This is a genomic window from Achromobacter sp. Bel, from assembly GCF_012928505.1.
GTDB lineage: Bacteria > Pseudomonadota > Gammaproteobacteria > Burkholderiales > Burkholderiaceae_B > Achromobacter.
The window spans coordinates 19,056-36,280 of record NZ_JABBJN010000035.1 but is presented as its reverse complement, the minus strand read 5'-3'; the positions used below and the strand labels follow the sequence as shown (position 1 = coordinate 36,280).

22 protein-coding genes are annotated in these 17,225 nt (G+C 64.7%); 10 read left to right on the top strand and 12 right to left on the bottom strand.

Features of this window, described 5'->3' with window-relative positions:
• Positions 1–622: 622 nt before the first annotated feature.
• From HG262_RS20685 to HG262_RS20670, 4 genes are all read left to right on the top strand, one after another.
• The gene (locus HG262_RS20685; protein ID WP_169272798.1) at positions 623–925 is read left to right on the top strand and encodes a hypothetical protein; all 303 of its coding nucleotides are present in this window, start codon (positions 623–625) and stop codon (positions 923–925) included.
• A 128-nt stretch (positions 926–1,053) separates the two neighbouring features.
• The gene (locus tag HG262_RS20680) at positions 1,054–1,644 is read left to right on the top strand and encodes a class I SAM-dependent methyltransferase (protein ID WP_348984407.1); all 591 of its coding nucleotides are present in this window, start codon (positions 1,054–1,056) and stop codon (positions 1,642–1,644) included.
• 117 nt (positions 1,645–1,761) lie between these two features.
• The gene (locus tag HG262_RS20675) at positions 1,762–2,832 is read left to right on the top strand and encodes a hypothetical protein (RefSeq protein WP_169272796.1); all 1,071 of its coding nucleotides are present in this window, start codon (positions 1,762–1,764) and stop codon (positions 2,830–2,832) included.
• Between the two features lie 23 nt (positions 2,833–2,855).
• Entirely contained in the window at positions 2,856–3,176 is a 321-nt protein-coding gene (locus HG262_RS20670; protein ID WP_169272795.1) for a hypothetical protein, read from the top strand.
• A gap of 81 nt (positions 3,177–3,257) precedes the next feature.
• On the opposite strand, the gene HG262_RS20665 is transcribed toward HG262_RS20670, so the two are convergent.
• The 4 genes from HG262_RS20665 to HG262_RS20650 all read right to left on the bottom strand — a co-directional run bounded on the left by HG262_RS20665 (position 3,258) and on the right by HG262_RS20650 (position 5,670).
• Positions 3,258–4,022, bottom strand: coding sequence for a hypothetical protein (locus HG262_RS20665; RefSeq protein ID WP_348984406.1), 765 nt, complete (start codon positions 4,020–4,022; stop codon positions 3,258–3,260).
• A gap of 105 nt (positions 4,023–4,127) precedes the next feature.
• Positions 4,128–4,577: a DUF6389 family protein gene (locus tag HG262_RS20660; protein ID WP_169272794.1), complete on the bottom strand. Its 450-nt coding sequence runs from the start codon at positions 4,575–4,577 to the stop codon at positions 4,128–4,130.
• Positions 4,578–4,588: 11 nt separating this feature from the next.
• Complete coding sequence (locus tag HG262_RS20655) at positions 4,589–5,239, bottom strand: hypothetical protein (RefSeq protein ID WP_169272793.1); 651 nt, start codon at positions 5,237–5,239, stop codon at positions 4,589–4,591.
• Positions 5,239–5,670, bottom strand: coding sequence for a hypothetical protein (locus HG262_RS20650; RefSeq protein WP_169272792.1), 432 nt, complete (start codon positions 5,668–5,670; stop codon positions 5,239–5,241). Before HG262_RS20650 ends, HG262_RS20655 begins: the two co-directional genes overlap by 1 nt.
• Positions 5,671–5,757: 87 nt before the next feature.
• Between HG262_RS20650 and HG262_RS20645 the strand changes: the two genes are divergently transcribed.
• Positions 5,758–6,372 carry an ATP-binding cassette domain-containing protein gene (locus HG262_RS20645; RefSeq protein WP_169272791.1) on the top strand — a complete coding sequence of 205 codons (615 nt, stop codon included), beginning with the start codon at positions 5,758–5,760 and terminating at the stop codon, positions 6,370–6,372.
• A gap of 45 nt (positions 6,373–6,417) precedes the next feature.
• On the opposite strand, the gene HG262_RS20640 is transcribed toward HG262_RS20645, so the two are convergent.
• Positions 6,418–6,840, bottom strand: a complete 423-nt coding sequence (locus tag HG262_RS20640) for a hypothetical protein (protein WP_169272790.1) — start codon at positions 6,838–6,840, stop codon at positions 6,418–6,420.
• Between the two features lie 15 nt (positions 6,841–6,855).
• Positions 6,856–7,230 carry a glutathione S-transferase N-terminal domain-containing protein gene (locus HG262_RS20635; RefSeq protein ID WP_169272789.1) on the bottom strand — a complete coding sequence of 125 codons (375 nt, stop codon included), beginning with the start codon at positions 7,228–7,230 and terminating at the stop codon, positions 6,856–6,858.
• A 470-nt stretch (positions 7,231–7,700) separates the two neighbouring features.
• Here HG262_RS20635 and HG262_RS20630 point away from each other — a divergent pair, with 470 nt between their 5' ends.
• Positions 7,701–8,126: an AraC family transcriptional regulator gene (locus tag HG262_RS20630; protein WP_248293438.1), complete on the top strand. Its 426-nt coding sequence runs from the start codon at positions 7,701–7,703 to the stop codon at positions 8,124–8,126.
• Positions 8,123–8,539: a VOC family protein gene (locus HG262_RS20625; RefSeq protein WP_169272788.1), complete on the top strand. Its 417-nt coding sequence runs from the start codon at positions 8,123–8,125 to the stop codon at positions 8,537–8,539. The genes HG262_RS20630 and HG262_RS20625 overlap by 4 nt, the downstream gene beginning before the upstream one ends.
• Before the next feature lie 52 nt (positions 8,540–8,591).
• On the opposite strand, the gene HG262_RS20620 is transcribed toward HG262_RS20625, so the two are convergent.
• Complete coding sequence (locus HG262_RS20620) at positions 8,592–9,143, bottom strand: type 1 glutamine amidotransferase domain-containing protein (RefSeq protein WP_169272787.1); 552 nt, start codon at positions 9,141–9,143, stop codon at positions 8,592–8,594.
• 279 nt (positions 9,144–9,422) lie between these two features.
• Here HG262_RS20620 and HG262_RS20615 point away from each other — a divergent pair, with 279 nt between their 5' ends.
• Together HG262_RS20615 and HG262_RS20610 are read left to right on the top strand one after the other, a co-directional pair.
• Positions 9,423–10,085: a hypothetical protein gene (locus HG262_RS20615; RefSeq protein WP_169272786.1), complete on the top strand. Its 663-nt coding sequence runs from the start codon at positions 9,423–9,425 to the stop codon at positions 10,083–10,085.
• 51 nt (positions 10,086–10,136) lie between these two features.
• On the top strand, positions 10,137–10,580 hold the full coding sequence (locus HG262_RS20610; protein ID WP_248293436.1) for a hypothetical protein: 444 nt from the start codon (positions 10,137–10,139) through the stop codon (positions 10,578–10,580).
• A gap of 46 nt (positions 10,581–10,626) precedes the next feature.
• On the opposite strand, the gene HG262_RS20605 is transcribed toward HG262_RS20610, so the two are convergent.
• The gene (locus HG262_RS20605) at positions 10,627–11,862 is read right to left on the bottom strand and encodes an MFS transporter (RefSeq protein ID WP_169272785.1); all 1,236 of its coding nucleotides are present in this window, start codon (positions 11,860–11,862) and stop codon (positions 10,627–10,629) included.
• Positions 11,863–12,060: 198 nt separating this feature from the next.
• On the opposite strand from HG262_RS20605, the gene HG262_RS20600 reads away from it, so the two are divergent.
• Positions 12,061–13,008, top strand: coding sequence for a LysR family transcriptional regulator (locus tag HG262_RS20600; RefSeq protein WP_169272784.1), 948 nt, complete (start codon positions 12,061–12,063; stop codon positions 13,006–13,008).
• An 11-nt stretch (positions 13,009–13,019) separates the two neighbouring features.
• On the opposite strand, the gene HG262_RS20595 is transcribed toward HG262_RS20600, so the two are convergent.
• Genes HG262_RS20595 through HG262_RS20580 form a run of 4 tightly spaced genes read right to left on the bottom strand, consistent with a single transcriptional unit; the run spans position 13,020 to position 17,073 of the window.
• On the bottom strand, positions 13,020–14,036 hold the full coding sequence (locus tag HG262_RS20595) for a tripartite tricarboxylate transporter substrate binding protein (protein ID WP_248293435.1): 1,017 nt from the start codon (positions 14,034–14,036) through the stop codon (positions 13,020–13,022).
• 38 nt (positions 14,037–14,074) lie between these two features.
• Positions 14,075–15,307: a CaiB/BaiF CoA-transferase family protein gene (locus HG262_RS20590; protein ID WP_169272783.1), complete on the bottom strand. Its 1,233-nt coding sequence runs from the start codon at positions 15,305–15,307 to the stop codon at positions 14,075–14,077.
• A gap of 39 nt (positions 15,308–15,346) precedes the next feature.
• Positions 15,347–15,925 carry a UGSC family (seleno)protein gene (locus HG262_RS20585; protein ID WP_169272782.1) on the bottom strand — a complete coding sequence of 193 codons (579 nt, stop codon included), beginning with the start codon at positions 15,923–15,925 and terminating at the stop codon, positions 15,347–15,349.
• Positions 15,926–15,960: 35 nt separating this feature from the next.
• On the bottom strand, positions 15,961–17,073 hold the full coding sequence (locus HG262_RS20580; RefSeq protein ID WP_169272781.1) for a hypothetical protein: 1,113 nt from the start codon (positions 17,071–17,073) through the stop codon (positions 15,961–15,963).
• Positions 17,074–17,225 lie beyond the last annotated feature (152 nt).

Here is a 17,225-nt window from a genome sequence, read left to right as displayed (position 1 = left end):
ATCAGCTCACATTGCCGCGCCGGAGCCTCGCAGTAGTGGCAGAAACTGCTCAAGGAACAGGGCACGTCAAAAGATCATAGCAACTCCCCTGCAAGGAGGCTTGTTTCTGCGCTCCAGGATGTGCTTGGAATTCGGAGTTCCTAAGGCGGCTCGACGACAGCCCGCAGTAAAGCAGGGAGTCGCGTCAGCTGTGGTCGGAGGTCGGGTATTAATGTGAGCCGTCGCTCGGTTCGATCACGGAGATTGGCTGGAATCAGCCTGAAGCCGTCACCCGGAAGTCTGCCATGGCTGACCGTTTCTGGCCGGAAGCCGACATCTAGTCAGGGTATGAGTAGCATTACCCGATGGCAAACTTGTCATTCATCCCACGGATAGCCCCAGACCTCCTCCCGTATACTCGCCCCACTACCGCCACAACGGTAGCTCGGTTTGGAAGCCGGTAAATTCGTCGGTGCGGACCTCGTGTCCGCATGCCTTCGCACGCCCAATGGGCGGGCCTTGGCAGGGGTGCGCTAGTCGCACGCCGGTTTCCGACGATTCCGGTCTTCCAACCTTGTCCTGCGCCCGCCCACCCCATTTGGAAGTGGGGTAGCGGGATTTCCCACATCGTCGGAGGAAGTCCATGCAATCCCACCCCCTTACCCAAAGCCCCTGGTCCGTCGACGCCGACGCCGAGCACGGCCTGGTTCCCATTTCCCCTCTCCACCAAATCGACCGAGCCCGCTACGCCATCGCGGTCATGACCCGCATGGTGGGCAATAGCGCGTCCGAGCCGGACGCGACCGGCGGGCAGCCGCTAGACGCGTGGACAGTGGCGGCGTTGATGGGCGGCGTGGAAGGCTTGTGCGATCACTTGGGGACCTTGGTGGACGCCATGCTGGAGCAGGCGCGGGCTTGGAATAAAAGGTGTCAGACTACGAATTAGCAGATGACTTGTTAGTCAGGCACCTATTTTTCTAACGTTGCCCAGAGGACGGGTGTAATGCGCATCTTTTAAGATGCCTCCATCCACATTGCCAAAGTCCTGACATGCCCTCCTCTCCCGCTGACGACGTGATCGCCCTGTACCAAACACACGCCGCGGCGTTTGCGGCGCAGCGGAGTACTGAATTGATTGAGCGCGCCTGGCTGACCGCCTTCCTGGAACGCCTTGCCGTCCCGCATCCGCAGGTGCTGGATATCGGCTGCGGCACCGGCGTTCCCATCGCCCGCCATCTGATCGAAAACGGCTGCCGCGTCACCGGCATCGATACCTCGTTGCCGCTGCTGTCCCGGGCCAAGGCGTCGTTTCCTGACCATCATTGGATCGCCGCCGACATGCGGCAGTTGACCGGCATCGGACCGTTTCATGGATTGATTGCCTGGCACAGCTTTTTCCACCTTCGGCCCGACGATCAGCGGCTGATGTTTCCCCTCTTTCGGCGCCTGGCCGCGCCGGGCGCGGTGTTGATGTTCACCAGCGGCACGGCGTTGGGCGAAGCCATTGGGACGTTTGAAGGCAAGCCGCTTTATCACGGCAGTCTGGATGCCAGCGAATATCGTCAACTGCTGGCGGAAAACGGATTCTCAGTAGTTCGGCATCAGCAGGAGGACCCGGCGTGTGGCGGCGCGACGGTGTGGCTGGCCACACAGACTGGCTGTTAGGCAGGGCGCCGCGCCAACGCGATATCATGACCCCGCCTTTCCCCGCCGGGGTATTGCCTCACCCTACCGTTCGCAATGCCCCGTTCCTTCCCGCTTCGGAAACAGGACCCCAGAACGATGCCGTTTTCCCTCACGCGTGCCCGCGTTTGCCTGATCGCCCTTTTCGCCCCGGTGCTGGCGTTTGCCCAGCCCGCCGAGCCGGATTTCGCTGCGCGCACGGCCGCGCTGGTGGAGCGCCATCGTGCGAATGTGGACGCATTGTTGGGCAACGCGCGGCAGGACGGCATGGCGTTGCTGGTGATTCCGACCCTGAACCTGGACGCGGAGCCCCCGCGCGATTTCAATGACGACGCGACGCGCGACCGTTTCGTGCGCCAGCGCAGCACGTTCATGCGTTGGAACCACAAGTCGAAAGAGGGTTACGTAATCAGCGCCGGCGCGGGGGACCACAAGCTGGCCCCCACGGACCCCGGGCCGCAGTTCCAGACGGTGCGCGGCAAGCTGCTGTATCAGGTGATTCCCGTGTGGCCGGGTGAATACCGGCTCAACCGCATTACGTATCATCAGCCTCGTACCGAATTGCCCGAAACCGTGCCGCCGCAAAGCGCCATGGAGCGGCTGAAGAAGATCGGCATCGCGACGCTGGATTACGCCGTGGACCGCGAGTTCAAGATGAGCACGCCCGGAACGAAAACCGGGCTGGAGGATGACGACGGCTTGGGCAAGGGCTGCGAGGTGATGTTGCGGGCGGGCGGCGGCTGCGACGAGGCAGCGCGCGAGGTGCGCTGGCGGATCAACGGCGAAATCGCGTTCAATGCGGGACAGGCCGATGCCGTGCCGGCGCCTGGCATCGAAGCCGAACTGACGTTCTCGCCGATCGCGGCGATCAAGCTTGAAGCGGGCGAGGTGGTGCTGACGGACGGCTTTGTGTTGCCCGTCGACCAGCCGGTCATGACGCCTGATTCGTGCGAAGACACTTCCCTTGGCCCCACCTGCACGATGGACTCGCTGACCCTGACGCGCCTGCCCGCCAGCCTGGATGATTTCCGGCAGGCGCCGAGCGCGGCCAGTTTCAATTTGCCCACGCTGGATGCCGCGCTGCGCGATCTCACGTATCGGGCGCCCACCCTGTACTACAAGCCGGTGTCGGCGGCCGAGCCGAACCAGATCCGGGCGGTGGGGGACTGACTAGGATTCGAATAGGAAGCGAAATGGACGCCAAGGAATTTGTCGCCAACTGGGATGCGCTAAGGGCCGAATTGCTGGCCGCCTTCATGGCGCCGGACGCGGCCAGTGAGGTCGCCGCCAAGGTCCGGGCAATGGGGTTGTCAGCCGAGCAATCCGTTCAGATGCAGGGCGTGCTCGACACGGTGGTCAAAGACACGATGGTTGCGCTGCTGCTGGGTCTGGACGGGGAGGCCAGCATCGGGGACAGCCAGCAGGCGTTCACGATCACGGATGAAGACGGCACCGTGATTCAGGGCATCGAGGAGGCTGCGTGGGAGCGCTTTCATGGCGCTGCCGGGCAATGATGCAAGGCGCCTGTTGCGGACCTTGCACACTGCGTAGCAGAACTCAGGAAGCCTGATCGGGCCGCAGCGGGCTCGAAGCCGTCACGCGTTTTCGTCTGCCCCGCCCGTCGCGTCGCGATACGCGACCGCATACATCGCCGTCACGACGAACGTAGCCAGGACACTAAGTACGACGCCTAACGCGGCATAGGCCACATCAGCACCCGTCACGAACGTGTACGTCAGTGGAGACAGCACACTTGCGGTGAAGCCGGCCACGACGACCAGCGCCAGCAGCACGAGCATCAGCGGCCAACGCGGGTAGGGCATTGCCGCGCGGATGTTGCCAAAGCCGTATTCACCGGTCGCCGCGACGCGCGGCAGGCTCAGCCCATACGTCGCAAGCGCGTACAGGACAGGCAGCCAGATGACCGTCGCCGACGCGATCAACGCGCCCCAGAACCGGAAGTCTTCCGCGCCGTTCAGCAGCACATAGACCACAAACGGCAAATTGCCGGTCGCACGACCCAAGGCAGCGACGGCGATGGCGATCGCGCCTAGCAGGACGAGGTGCTTGGCCTCGGCCGTGCCGCCGCGCGCGGTGGTGTCGCGCGGGGCGGTCCCCAGGACGACGACCCGATGCCAGGCGAACGTCATGCGCGCGAACGCGATCAGGTTGATCAGCGTCAGCGCGACAAACACCAGATCCGTCAGCCGGTACAGCGGGGTGTCCGCCAAGGCGAACGGCAGTGACAGCGTGAACACCGCAAGCGACCACGGCGCGGCGGCCAGCATGGCGCGGCCCTGCTGCCGGATGACCCCTGTTGTCGCGGCAAAAAAACGACCTGCCCCGAGTTTGTTCGACACGAGATTCCTTTGCTCTGAACGATGGGTTTCGTTTATACCCCAGCCGCCGCATCACGCTTGCTTGGCGTTCCGGCGTTCCGGCGTTCCGGCGTGCTGGAGGTTGAGTCAAACAGGCAGTTCGCGCGGCATCGACGTGCCGGCGTCCTCGTCGCCATAGATCAGCCCGGGCAACGGCGACTTGCCCCGCCCGACGTTTGCCCACAGCGCTTCGATCCAGTCCGCAGTCGTATCGACGATGGCGTCCTGCACGACAAAGGCGGGCTCGTCCAAGCCGAACATCGGCACGGCCGGGGTTACCCCGCTGGCAGTATGGCGGACGTCGAACAAGGTGCGATGCGCATCCACTGCCTTGTTCAGCACATACAGGTCGGGGCCTTCGAGGCTGACGACGACGGAGAACGTGCCCTCGCCGTCCTGGTCCGGGAAAATGCCGACGTGGATTTCGCGGGCTTTTTCAGGCAGAGCTGCGATCAGCGCGGTCAAGCGCGCTTGTGCCTTGTCGGAGTGCTGGTCCAGCACGCGCCGCAGCGCGGCTTGATAGTCTTGCCGATTCATCTGCATGTTCCTTATTGCCCCGCCGCGTCATCGCTCACCACAGGCTGGCGACGCGGGTCCTGACGGAAAAACACGATGTTCTCGAACGGGATCGGATCGGCATCCCAGCGCCAATACGGCTTGGTGCCGCCGGAGAAGCCGCTGTAGCGATGCTCGTATTGGTTGTAGCAACCGACATGCACGGGGTCGCGGCCCGCGCCATGCGTCCGCAGTGCAATGACCAGATCGCCCCATTTCGGATCCTGTCCGGACTCCACCACCGACACGGGGGCAAACCGGTCGTCTTCAAAGCGGCTCCGGGCCGATTGTGAAAAATGGGCCCGCAGGGCCTGCTGGATTTTCTCGCGCAGCGGTTCGTCCTCGGGCGAGGCGTTGCCGCCCATGTCCGCGATCAGTTGTTCGGCTTGCCGGCAAACGCCTCCCAACTCCGGGCCGACGCGTTGTTCCAGTCCAGCCGCCAAGCCGTCGCGCTGCATGTTGCCGAAGGACAGGCCGGCGACGGCCACTGCCAGCATCGCGGCGCCCGCGCCAAACGGCCAGCCGGGCATGCGTCGGCCGGCAAAGCGCAACGCCGCCAAGACCAGCAGCCAATGCACCGCGGCGAACAGCAGCGCGTAACCGGCCACCATCCCGTAGTGATAGAACGTGAATCCCGTCAGCATCACGGCGTCCCCCGGCTTGCCCGGTAGGACAGCTTTACGCTGCCGATGCTGGCTGCGATCAGCATCAGGCTCGTCAGCGTCGCGATGCAGAAAAGCGGGAAGAGGTCGCCGGTGATGATCCCGTTCAGTTGCTCGCCCAGGCCATACGGCCCGAACGCCCGCGCTCGTTCGCGATCTGCGCCGGCGAAGAGGCGGGTCCAGAAGCACGCGGCCAGTGCGCCGTGCAGCCACAAGGCCAGCGCGTAGCGCTTGATGTAGACCAGGCAAAGTATGGCGAGCGCGCCCGTCCAGACGCTGATCACCGATAGCCGGCTGGCGTCGAAGAGTGGCATGCCAGGCTTGGAAAGCAGCCAGATCAGGGCGAATATCGCTATCGCACTGGCCGCGCCGACGGGCCAGGGAATCGGAGTCAGATTGATTTTTCGGGTCATGGGTGCGACGAATATACCTGATCGGACACGGCCAAAATCCGGATGCAGGATCTGGCCGCAGACCGCGTTCGTGCGTACACTTCCGGCATGCTACGCATCGACAATCTCACCAAGCGCTACGGCGACTATCTTGTATTCCAAGGGCTGACTCACACGTTCGGCCCGGGATGCGTGGCGCTATGCGAAGAAGACAGCACCGGCAAGTCCAGCTTGCTGGGCATCATCGCGGGCGCGGTTGCGCCGGATGCCGGAGACGTCTGGATCAACGGGCATTCGCTGACCCTTGCGCCGCAAGAGGCTCGTGCCCGACTGGCTTATGTGCCGGACAACTGCATGGCCTTTCCGACAATGACGGGGCGTGCGTTGCTGGAACAAGTCGCCGCGGACAAGCAGGTTGCCGTGGATGACGCGGTGATTGATCTGGCTTACCGGCTGGGGTTGGAGCCGCATCTGGACAAGCGCTTTGAACAGATGTCGACGGGTACGCGCCGCAAGGTCTTCGTGACGGCGGCCGCCTTGGGGGATCCGGCGGTGGTGATCGCGGACGGGCCCAGCAACGGGTTCGATGCACAGGGCCGCGCCGTGCTGGCCGAGGTGTTCAAGGCCTGGGCGAAAGATCGCGTCGTACTGTTCGCCAGCCATGATCCCGAGCTGGTGCAGGCGTGTGAGGCGAGGACGGTCAATGTGGCCGATCTGCGCTGACTGAGCGCTGCCCCAGCCCACCGCTGGCGGCAGGCCTGACGCCCGTCAATGCGGCTTCCAGGTCAGCCCGTCTTTTGAACGGTACTCGGGAGTCCCCGTGCAACACCCGCCCGCGCCGAACGCCTGCCGCCCGATGAAGGCCGTGATAAAGCCCTTGCCTTCGGTGAGCGATTGGCGGATGCATGTCGTGGGTAGCGGATAGAACTCACCTTCCAGCACCAGGGTCCAGCTCACGTTCTCGCCTTCAGCCGGGTCCACTTTGTAGACCTTGCAGTTGTTGACGATCAGGTGAATGGGCTTGCCGGCCAGCACGCCTTTGAACTGGTGTTGCGGCGGCGTTTCACGCGTGGCGATGGTTTCGGCGGTAAGCGCCGACCCTGGCGGTGGCGGCGGAAGCGAAGGTTCGCAACCCGCCAGCGCGCTTGCCGCGCACAGCGTCAGGGCCGATCGGCGGACAAGGCGCGTCATCTTGGAAAACTCCGCTCAGGCGACGTTGGCGAAGCGTTGTTCAAGGTAGGCGATGATGTCGCTGGACTCGTACATCCAGCGCGTGTCGCCCGCTTCTTCGATACGCAGGCAGGGCACCTTGACCTTGCCGCCGCCGGCCAGCAATTGTTCGCGCGCCTGCGGATCGCGCTTGGCGTCGTGCAGGGCCACCGGCACGTTCAGGCGATGCATGGCGCGTCGCGTCTTCACGCAAAACGGGCAGGCGTGGAATTGGTACAGCGCAAGCGCGGCCGCTTCCTGGTTCACGGCGGCCTGGCCTTGCGGCGAACGCTTCTGCGGGCGCGGCCGCGTCAGGGCGTCGCCCGCGACGATCAATTGACCCAGGCCGACACGCAAGGCTTTCACAATCATGGATATGGACTCGAAAAGGCAAAGGAAGGCGGTCAGTCTACTCCCTGCCGGACGTGGGCGCTGCCCGCATTCTTGAACCCGTTGCAGGGCGCGAGACATTACGTTCTCTGTCTTTCTCTTCGTCGGATTTCAACTTCCGTGCGAGTTATGGTGACGGAGGCCTCGCTATGGATGGTGAAAGTTCTGATTCGATGACCTCCCTGCCTCATTTTTCGCCAAACTCAAGGAGACGCTTGATGTCTGAAAAAGCCGATGCCGAGGGCCAATATGCCCGTGTGCATACTCCGGATGAGATTGTGCGCGGGCCCGTCCTCTACACTCGAACACTCCGCCCTTCTCCAGCACCGGACATCATGAGATCCCGCGCCGTCCCTCATGCCCCGCCACCTGATTCCCCTTCGGATCCGGCCGCGACGGAACCATTGCAGGATGCCGCCCTGCTGCGTCGTTTGCTGCGGGCCAAAGACCGCATGGATGCTGCCTCGCACGAGGCCTGGCCGGTCAGCCGGCTGGCCGAGGTCAGCGGGGTATCCGAGGCCTATTTCGCGCGTTCCTTCAAGCGGGCTTTTGGCCTTCCGCCGCACCGCTATCTGCTGACGCGCCGGATCGAGCAGGCGGTCTCGTTGTTGCGCGACACCGAGCTCAGCATCACGGACATCGCCTTTTCGACCGGCTGGCAAAGCCTGGGCACGTTCGGCCGAATTTTCCATGACGTCACGGGCTTGTCGCCCAGCGCCATGCGCAGCCAGGCTCGGGCGACGATGCCTGACATCGGCCGGGTTCCGGCATGTGTCGTGAAAGCGTCGCAGCGTCCTGATCTGGACACCGCAGTTTTGGAGAAGCGCCGCCGCTTGGCCGGCAATACAGTGGGGTCCTCAACGAAGGAGAAGCCATGAACGAAGGTATCAATGTGGTGGGCGTCTACGTCGACGACCAGGATGAGGCGCTGGCGTTCTACGTAGACAAACTGGGATTCCGCGTCCATACGGATGTGCGCAATGGCCCGTACCGCTGGCTGACGGTCCAGCATCCGGAGCAGCCTGCATTCCAGCTTGGCTTATTCACGCCGGGCCCACCCGTCCATGACGAAGCCACCGCGAAAACCCTGCGTGCCATGGTCGCCAAAGGGGCCATGCCGCCGCTGGTGTTGGCGGTGGCGGATTGCCGGGCCAGCTACGCAAGACTGAAGGCGCTGGGCGTGGAGTTCACCCAGGAACCGACCGAACGCTACGGCAGCGTCGATGCGGGGTTCCGAGATCCGGCCGGCAATGGCTGGAAGATGATCCAGCCGCCCCGTAGCTCGGCGTAAGCGGCAGACACCAACAGGGCGGCGCAGAGCCGCCGCATGACGAGCGCTATGCTTAGCGCGTCGTAGTTTGCAGCAGTTCAATGAATGCGCGGCTGAAGGCGGGGATGTCGTCAGGCTTGCGGCTGGATACCAGCGATCCGTCGATCACGACTTCCTCGTCGACCCATTGCGCGCCAGCGTTTACCAGGTCGTCGCGTAGCGACGGCCAACTGGTCATCTTGCGGTTTTGCACGACGCCTGAAGATATCAGCAGCCAGGCGCCATGGCAGATGACGGCCACGGGCTTGCCCGCCTTGAAGATCGCCCGCACGAATTCCTGCGCCTTGGGTTGCATGCGAATTTCGTCGGCATTCACCACCCCGCCCGGCAGCAATAGCGCGTCGAACACCTCCGGTTCCGACGCGGCTTGTAAAAAAGTCATATCCACGGGAAAGCGGTCTCCGGGCTTGTCGTGGTGCATGCCCAGGATCGGATCGGTCTTGGCGGAAATCAGCACCGTGCGCGCGCCTTCTGCCTGAAGGCTGTCGCGCGGGCCGGTCATCTCTACCTGCTCGAAGCCGTCGACGGCCAGAATCGCCACATTTCGTTCCTTGCGTGTTGCCATGGTTGCTCCTCTTGATCATCGGCTCCGGCGGATGCGTGCGCGGCGCGCCGGAACCCCTTGCGCCGCTGCTGTCGTGCAGCAAGCGCCATGCCGTCGCAAGGCAAGGCGCTCCAGGGCGGCGCTGTCCCTGTGCGTGGGGACGGATGGGCGACGTGGATACCATCCCGGATGATGTGGCGCCTTTTACGGATTAATCCCGCCTTGGGCCACGTGATCTCGATATCAAATGTGGCGGCGGACGCCCGTTCGCACCCATTGCTGGAAAGACGAGGTACACGCATGCTGAACCGTCGATTTCCGTTGAAAATCCTGGCAGCCATGGGCGCCGTGGTGGCGATGGCAAACGGCGTCGCTCACGCCCAGGCCATTGGTCAGACTGGCATCGCCGCGCCGGAGCCGGCACCTCTGAGACGCTGCGAATGCCCATTCGCATCCAAGCAATACCTCGCGTACAGCATTGATGGTATGTGCACCGTCCAAAGACACAGCAGCGGGCGCGAATGCGAATTCGGGTTCTCGGGTGTCGGAGCGAATCGTGCGGTCGTCAATGCGCTGCTCGGCCAGGAGGCGTTCGATGCGCAATTGCGAATTGCGCCCGAGATTTTTGCGCGCTACCTGGCGTTTGCGAAATCCGGCGATCCGGCTTCTTTGAGCGATAGCAAATTCATTGAAGCCGCCCTGCCCGTTCTGAGTCGCGCCAGCCTGTTCCGCGAGGCCGTTGTGCGCGCCGATCTGCCGGTCAAGCAGATGGACGCGGAAATTGGGGATTTCTCAAGAAAGTACAGCCAGGTTATTTCCGAGGTTTTTCGTGGCAAGCAGGCGCCGCAGACCGTCAAGTGGAGCGCCAACAGCCAGTTCGAGATCGGACAGGGCTTCGTGCTGATGGATTTTCGTCAGCAGTCGCAATTGCTGGTGTTGTTCTTCACTCCCGAGAAACGGTGATCAGCCATGGATATGAGCTGCGTGCGAGAATTGCCCGGGTTGGATTTGACCATGTTGATCCTGCTTGTCGTGCTGGGGGCGGGTTTCCTGGCGCTAGGGGTGTACTTGTTGGTCCGTCGACGAGCCGGGCCGGGCGATCCGCCGACCATTCTGTGGATTGATAAATATCGGTTGAGGGCGCCCGTCGGCTTTTTCCTCATATTGATGTCGCTTGTGCTGTGGTGGCTGGCGTATACGCAGCTTAATCAGCGATTCCCTGCCGGAGGCGAAGCCTTCTCCGGGGCGCCGCGAACACTAGGCTCCATCGCGGAAGGCCTGCGCAGCAACTCAAACGCCGATATTCAATTGAAAGGCGACGTCGGCACGGTCGTCATTGCACAACCGGTCAGCGGCGCGTGTGTGACGGCGTTGCTGGATGACCTGTGCGACAAGTATCGCGGCACGTTGACATGCAGCCAGCAGGGAAATCGACGCGTGATCGAGCGCGGCCGCTGAGGCGTGCGATGCAGAGCTGTGCGTACGGGTGGAAGCGCGATGGCCCTTAGGGAGAGGCCGTTTCGCTCCCCTGCAACGTTCTGAGCTTCCTCAATTCCGGGAACCACCGCATCCACAACCCGGCCACGGCGATCGTGCCCATGCCGCCGATCACCACCGCCGGCACGGCTCCGAACAGCGCCGCCGTCACCCCGGACTCGAACTCGCCCAACTGGTTGGATGCGCCGATGAACAAGGTGTTCACGGCGCTGACCCGGCCCAGCATGTGGTCGGGCGTATTCAACTGCACCAGCGATGAACGCACCACAACGCTGATCGAATCCGCCGCGCCCAGCACGACCAGCGCGGCGACCGACAGCGGGATCGAGGTCGACAGCCCGAACACGGTGGTCGCCAGCCCGAAGAGGATCAGCGAACCGAACAGCAACCGCCCCACGTTTTCGCCCAGGCTCAATCGTGCCAGCGTCAGCGACATCAACGCCGCGCCGCAGGCAGGCGCTGCACGCAAGGCGCCCAGCGCCCACGGACCCGCATTCAAGATGTCTTTGGCGAAGATGGGCAGCAAGGCGGTGGCCCCGCCCAGCAGCACGGCAAACAGGTCCAGGGACAGGGTGCCCAGCAATAGCCGGCGCTGGAAGATGAAGGTGATGCCGGCGAAGAGCGTGCGCCAGGTGGTCGGCTCTTTGCGTGGCAGGGCGCGGTCGATGACGAGCGTGGCGATGGACGCGAAGGCCGTCAGGTACAGCGCCGCCGCCACGCAATAGATCCACCCTGCGCCAAGGCTGTAGCCGACGCCGCCCAGCGCGGGGCCGGCGATCTGCGCGATCTGGCCGCCGGAAGACGCCAGGGCAGTGGCGCGCGGCAGCCACTCACGGGGCACGACGGCCGGAATCAGCGTGGATAACGTCGGCGCTTCAAAGGCGCGCGCCGAACTCATGATGATGATGGTGGCGTAGATCAGCGTCTTGCCGCCCACGCCGTGCAGCGCGGCAATCGCCAGCACCAACGTGGCCAGGGTTTCCATTGCCATGCATAGGGCGACGATCTTGCGGCGGTCGTAGCGGTCGGCCACATGCCCCACCACCAGCGTCAGGGCTGCCATGGGCAGGAACTGCGCCAGGCCGATCAGCCCCAGGTCGATTGCGCTGCCCGACAGCGCATAGATCTGCCAGCCGACCGCCACCGAGACAATCTGGAAGGCCAGCGACGCACTGATGCGCGCGAAGAGGAAATGCAGGAATGGGGGGCGGGAAAGCGGACTGGGAGAGTCGGGGGCGGGCATGGGGGCGTGCGGGGATGCGGGGCTGGCGCGGGTCGCACCGGAAGTTGCATTCTAGGGACTATTGGCTGACGGGAAGCTAAGAATCTTTCCGTCTGCCAGTTGCCCCTTCGTTCGCTTATCAACGTACGCCTGATGCAGCACCGCGCTACTTATAATTCCGGTTGACGCATCAGTCACCCACGACAAAGGCATCCATCGATGGTCACGCTTCCCGACTTGAGCTCGCGCGAACTTCAGGCGATCTGCATGGTGGCCGAGTGCGGCAGCTTCGTCGCGGCGGCGCTGACGCTGAACGTCTCCCAGCCTGCGCTGACCCGCACGGTACAGCGAGTGGAAAAGGCGCTGGGGGTGGAACTGTTTCACCGGTCCACCCGCCGGGTCGAAACGACGGCGGCGGGCCAGGAGTTCGTGTCGCTGGCCAACCGCGTGCTGGCGGACTTGCGGATTTCGTTCGAGAACATGCGCGAGATCTCCGACGAGCAGCGCGGCCGGAGCATCGTGTCGGCCGTGATGTCGGTGGCTTATACGCAGTTGCCCGGCATCGTTGCGCGCTACCGGGAATCGCGGCCCCGCATCGAACTGCAGATCCGCGAGGGCGTGCACGGCACGGTGCTGGACGACGTGCGCAGCGGCGTGGCCGACATGGGCATTACGTACATCGATGAAGTGCCCGACGAGTTTTCCGTCGTGTCGTTGGGCCGCGAAGCGTTCCACGTGGTCATGCCGCGCCATCATCCGCTGTCGGTGGAAAGCGGCGTCACGCTTGAGCAACTGGCGCCTTATGCGCTGGTGTCATTGCCCCGCGAGGCGCAGACGCGCCGCCTGATCGACAGCTACGCGTCAATTGCAGCGGTGCCGCTGCGCCACGCCGTGACCGTGAGCCAATTCGCCACGGTGATGCAGTGCGTGTGGGCCGGCGTGGGCATTGCGATCGTGCCGGGCGGCGCCGTGCCCGCAGCGTTGAGCGCCGACCTGGTGGCGAGGCCGCTGGTCAAGCCGGCGCTCAGCCAGGCCATCGGCGTGGTGTTCCTGAAAGAGCGGGGCCTGACGCCCAGCGCCAGCGGCTTCCTGGCGCAATTGCAGAGCGACTGGGTGCAAGCCGTGCCGCCCGCGCGGGCCCGCCGCACGACGCGCGGCAAGGCCTAGGCGGGTCGCGCTTACTGCAACCGAATGCCGGCCAGCCGCACGATGTCGGCATAGCGCGTCGCTTCCGTGCGGCAATAGGCATCGAAGTGGTCCGGCGTGTCGCCCACGGGCAGGGCCTGCACGTCGGTCAGGCGCGTACGCACGTCCGGCTGCTGCAGGACCTCGTTGACGGCCTGGTACAGCCTTGCGACCAGGGCCGGCGGCGTCTGCGCCGGCGCCCACATTCCGTACCAGGTGGTGAGATTGACGGTGGGATAGTTCAGTTCCGCAAAGGTGGGCACGTCCGGCAGCGCGGCCACGCGCGTGTCCGAGGTGACTGCCAGCGCGCGGAGCTTGCCGCCCTTGACCAGGCTGATCGAGGACGGCATCGAATCCAGCATGTAGGTGACCTGGCCGCCGATCACATCGGTCAGCGCCGGCGCGCTGCCCTTGTACGGGATATGCGTGACGTCCAGCTTCGCGGCCGCCTTGAACACTTCACCCGCCAGGTGGCCGGGCGTGCCGTTGCTGGACGATGCGAAGTTGTGCCGACCCGGCTGGGACCGCACCAGCGCCACCAGATCGGCGACTGAACGCACGGGAGAATTGGCGCTGACCACCAGTTGGATCGGCGTGGAGGCCAGGTTGGTGATGCCCCGGAAATCCTTGAGCGGGTCATGCGACATGTTGGCGTACAACGCGGGGTTCACCAGTTGGCCCGACACGTTGACCAGTAGCACATAGCCGTCCGGCGCCGCCTTGGCCACCATGTCTGCGCCGATCATGCCGCTGGCGCCGGGCCGGTTGTCGATGACCACCGATTGCCCCAGCTTGTCGGCCAACGCCGCTGCGACGATCCGACCGACGATATCGGTCGGGCCGCCCGGCGGGTAAGGGATGACGACGCGCAACGGTTTGGTCGGGTAGCCGGACGTCGCCAGCGCCCGTGCGCCGTGACTCAGCGACCCCAGGGCGGCGCCGGCTGCGCCGATCAACAAGCGCCTTCTTACGACGCTGCGTGGCGCACCGGCTCGGGTGGATGGTTCCATGGTTTGTCTCCCTTGTGTCTTTCTTGTGTTGGCACATCTCAGGATCCGGCCGCGATCGCACCCTTGCGCCGCAGTTCGGCAAGCGTCTGCGGTTGCAGTCCCAACATGTCCCGCAAGACGGTTTCGGTATGGGCGCCCAGGACCGGGGGCGCGGTGCGATACGCCACGGGCGTCGCGGAAAGATGCAGCGGGTTGCCGACCAGGTCGGCGCAGCCCGCCTGCGCATCGGGCATCGGCACGCGCATGCCGCGCTGCAGGACCTGCGGGTCGGCGAACACGTCGGCCATTCCGTTGATTGGTCCGCAAGGCACGGCCAACGCTTCCAGCGTGCGCAGCCAGTGTTCGCTGGAATGCTGCGCCATCTGCGCCTGGATTTGCGGGATCAGGGTGTCACGCGAGGCCAGGCGCGCGGTGTTGGTGGCATAGCGGGCGTCGTCCGCCAGTTCGGGGCGGCCGATGGCGCCGCAGAATCGGCGGAATTGCCCGTCGTTGCCCACGGTGACGATGACGTGGCCGTCGAGGGTGGCGAAGTCCTGGTACGGCACGATGTTGGGATGCGCGTTGCCAAGACGATCGGGCGGGTTGCCGCTGGCCAGGAAGTTCATGGCCTGATTGGCCAGCGCGGCCACTTGCACGTCCAGCAACGCCACGTCGATGTGCTGGCCTACTCCGGTGCGGTCGCGATGCGCCAGCGCCGCCTGGATGCCGGCGGTGGCGTACAGGCCTGTCAGGATGTCCGTCAGCGCCACGCCGACTTTCAACGGGCCGGCCCCGGGCTCGCCGTCGCCGCGGCCCGTGATGCTCATCAGGCCGCCCATGCCCTGGATCAGGAAGTCGTAGCCGGGCCGCGCGGCGTAGGGGCCGGTCTGGCCGAAGCCGGTGATCGAGCAATACACCAGGCCCGGATGGCGGTCTTTGAGCGTGGCGTAGTCCAGGCCGTAGGCTTGCAGCCCGCCGACCTTGAAGTTCTCGATCAGCACATCGCACTGCGCCGCCAACGCCGCCACGAGCCGCTGGCCGTCGTCGGTGGCGATATCGACGGCGACCGACTTCTTGTTGCGGTTGGCGCCGGCGAAGTAGGCCGATTGCGCCACGTCGCCCCACTGCGGGTCGCGGATCCAGGGCGGCCCCCAGCCACGCGTGTCGTCGCCCAGGCCGGGCCGTTCGATCTTGATGACCTCCGCACCCAGATCCGCCAACAGCTGGCTGGCCCAGGGGCCGGCCAGCACGCGTGAAAGGTCCAGCACTCGCAAGTGCGACAGTGCGCCCATCTTCCCCTCCCCCGTTGTCGCCGCGGTGCGGCGCCGCCGTTACTGCAGTTCCACGCGCACTTGTAGCGGCGCCTTGGTGCCCAGCCACACCTGCTGCGCCTGCTCCTTGATCTGGGCGACGCGCTGCGCCACCTCTTCGGCCGTGATGGAGCTGACCGGATGGGCGATCACGACGGGTTCCAACGCCTTCATGCCGATGGCCTGGCGGGTCAATTCCGTTTCGCGCGCGAACTCGGTGGTGATGATCACCGCGCTGGGCACGCCCAGCCGCTCCAGCGCAATGGCGTCGCGCACGCAGGCCGAGCAACACGAGCCGCAATCGCCGATGGCCGTCAGCACCAGGTCGTTCTCGGCGGCGATGCGCTCGATCAGCTCGGGCGCGGCATCCTTGGAGAAGCTGTGTTTGACGTAGTAGTTCACCTGGGCGAACGCGATGTCCTCGCCCAAGGCCGCGGCGGCGCCGCGCAACAGCTTGTTGGCGTTCCACTTCGAGTTGTCGAGGATGCCCAGCCGCAGTCCGGCCAGGGCATTCTTGCGCGCCGAAACCGGCGCATCGGTAAAGCGCAGCGCGCCGCGCGGGTCGAACACCGCGACTTTTTCCCCATCGTTCATCAGCATGTCCTGGCTCCTGGTTGTGGTGTGGGCGCGCCGCGTCAAATGGCGCACGCGCCGCTTGTGCAGTCGCCGCTGTCCGCGCTGGCGCCGTCGATCGCGCGCAGCACCGGCGTGCTCATGTGCCCCCAGCCGGGGATCAGCACGGAAAAGCGTCCGGCCTCGCCGCCCATCACAAAAAGATGGATGTGGTCGGGGCTGTGCACGATGGGAATGCGCGTGTCGTCTTCGCGCTTGTAGTACTTGGGCAGGTTGCGGTTGTAGACCTTGCCGTAGCGGTGGCCGTAGGCCAGGTCGATGAAGCGGTTGCCGTGGTTGACGTACAGGTAGTTGCGCACATCCGCGCGCGACCAGCCGTGCTTGCTGATGGTCTGCGCGTGCTCAAGGCCCAGCACCACGGCGATGTGGCCGCCCAGCACGGCGCTGTTGGACGCAATGGTGCTCATGGCCGAACACATCGTGTCGAGGATGCCCTCGGGGTCGTTCGAAATATGATTGGTCACGCTGTGGGGCGCTTCGGCCGCCATCGCGAAGACGGTCGAGTCCTCAGGCTTGTAGCCATGCTCCACGTGATACGGCGCCAGGGGGCTTTGCAGTTCGTTTTCGCACACGCAGTAGGTGTATTTGCCGGGATGGCCCAGGGTGCTTTTGTCCAGGTCGCCCGGCCAGCCTCCGCCCACGTTGAGCATGATGAGCCGCAGCGCGCGGCCGATGGTGGCGTTGGCGCGGTTGCCGGAGCCGAAGGCGTTGACGCCGCCGTTCATGCCGATCTCGCGGGCGATCGGTCCGTTGACGATGAGCAAGGGCGCGGCGACGTGCGTGGTGGCCTGCACGCCGTTCAAATTGAACGCCTGGTCGGTCACCGCCTTGACGGCGGCCAGCACCACCGGCGCGTATTCGGGCTTGCAGCCGGCCATCACCATGTTGATGGCAAGGACCTCGCGCGTCAGCTCGCCCCAACGCGGCGCCACGCGGGCTTCAACAACGTCGCCGTCGCCGCCCAGCCGCGCGATGACTTCGTCTATCTTTTCCCGGGTCGGCGGCACGACCGGCAACCCGTCGGTGAACCCGCGCTCGTAGTAGTACTCGACCAGGTCTACCCCCGCCGGCACCGTGGCGGCAGGCGACGCCGTCGTTTGCAGAACCGCGCTCATCAGAATCTCCTCGTGGCTGTCGGATGACGTTGCAACGAGGATAGAAGTCCACTGTCATTGATAACAAGAACAATCTATTTCAGTGTTTGATTGCGTAGAACGCATAAATGGAAAGCGCCCGCATGGGCGGGCGCTTGTCGGGCGGTTGCGAC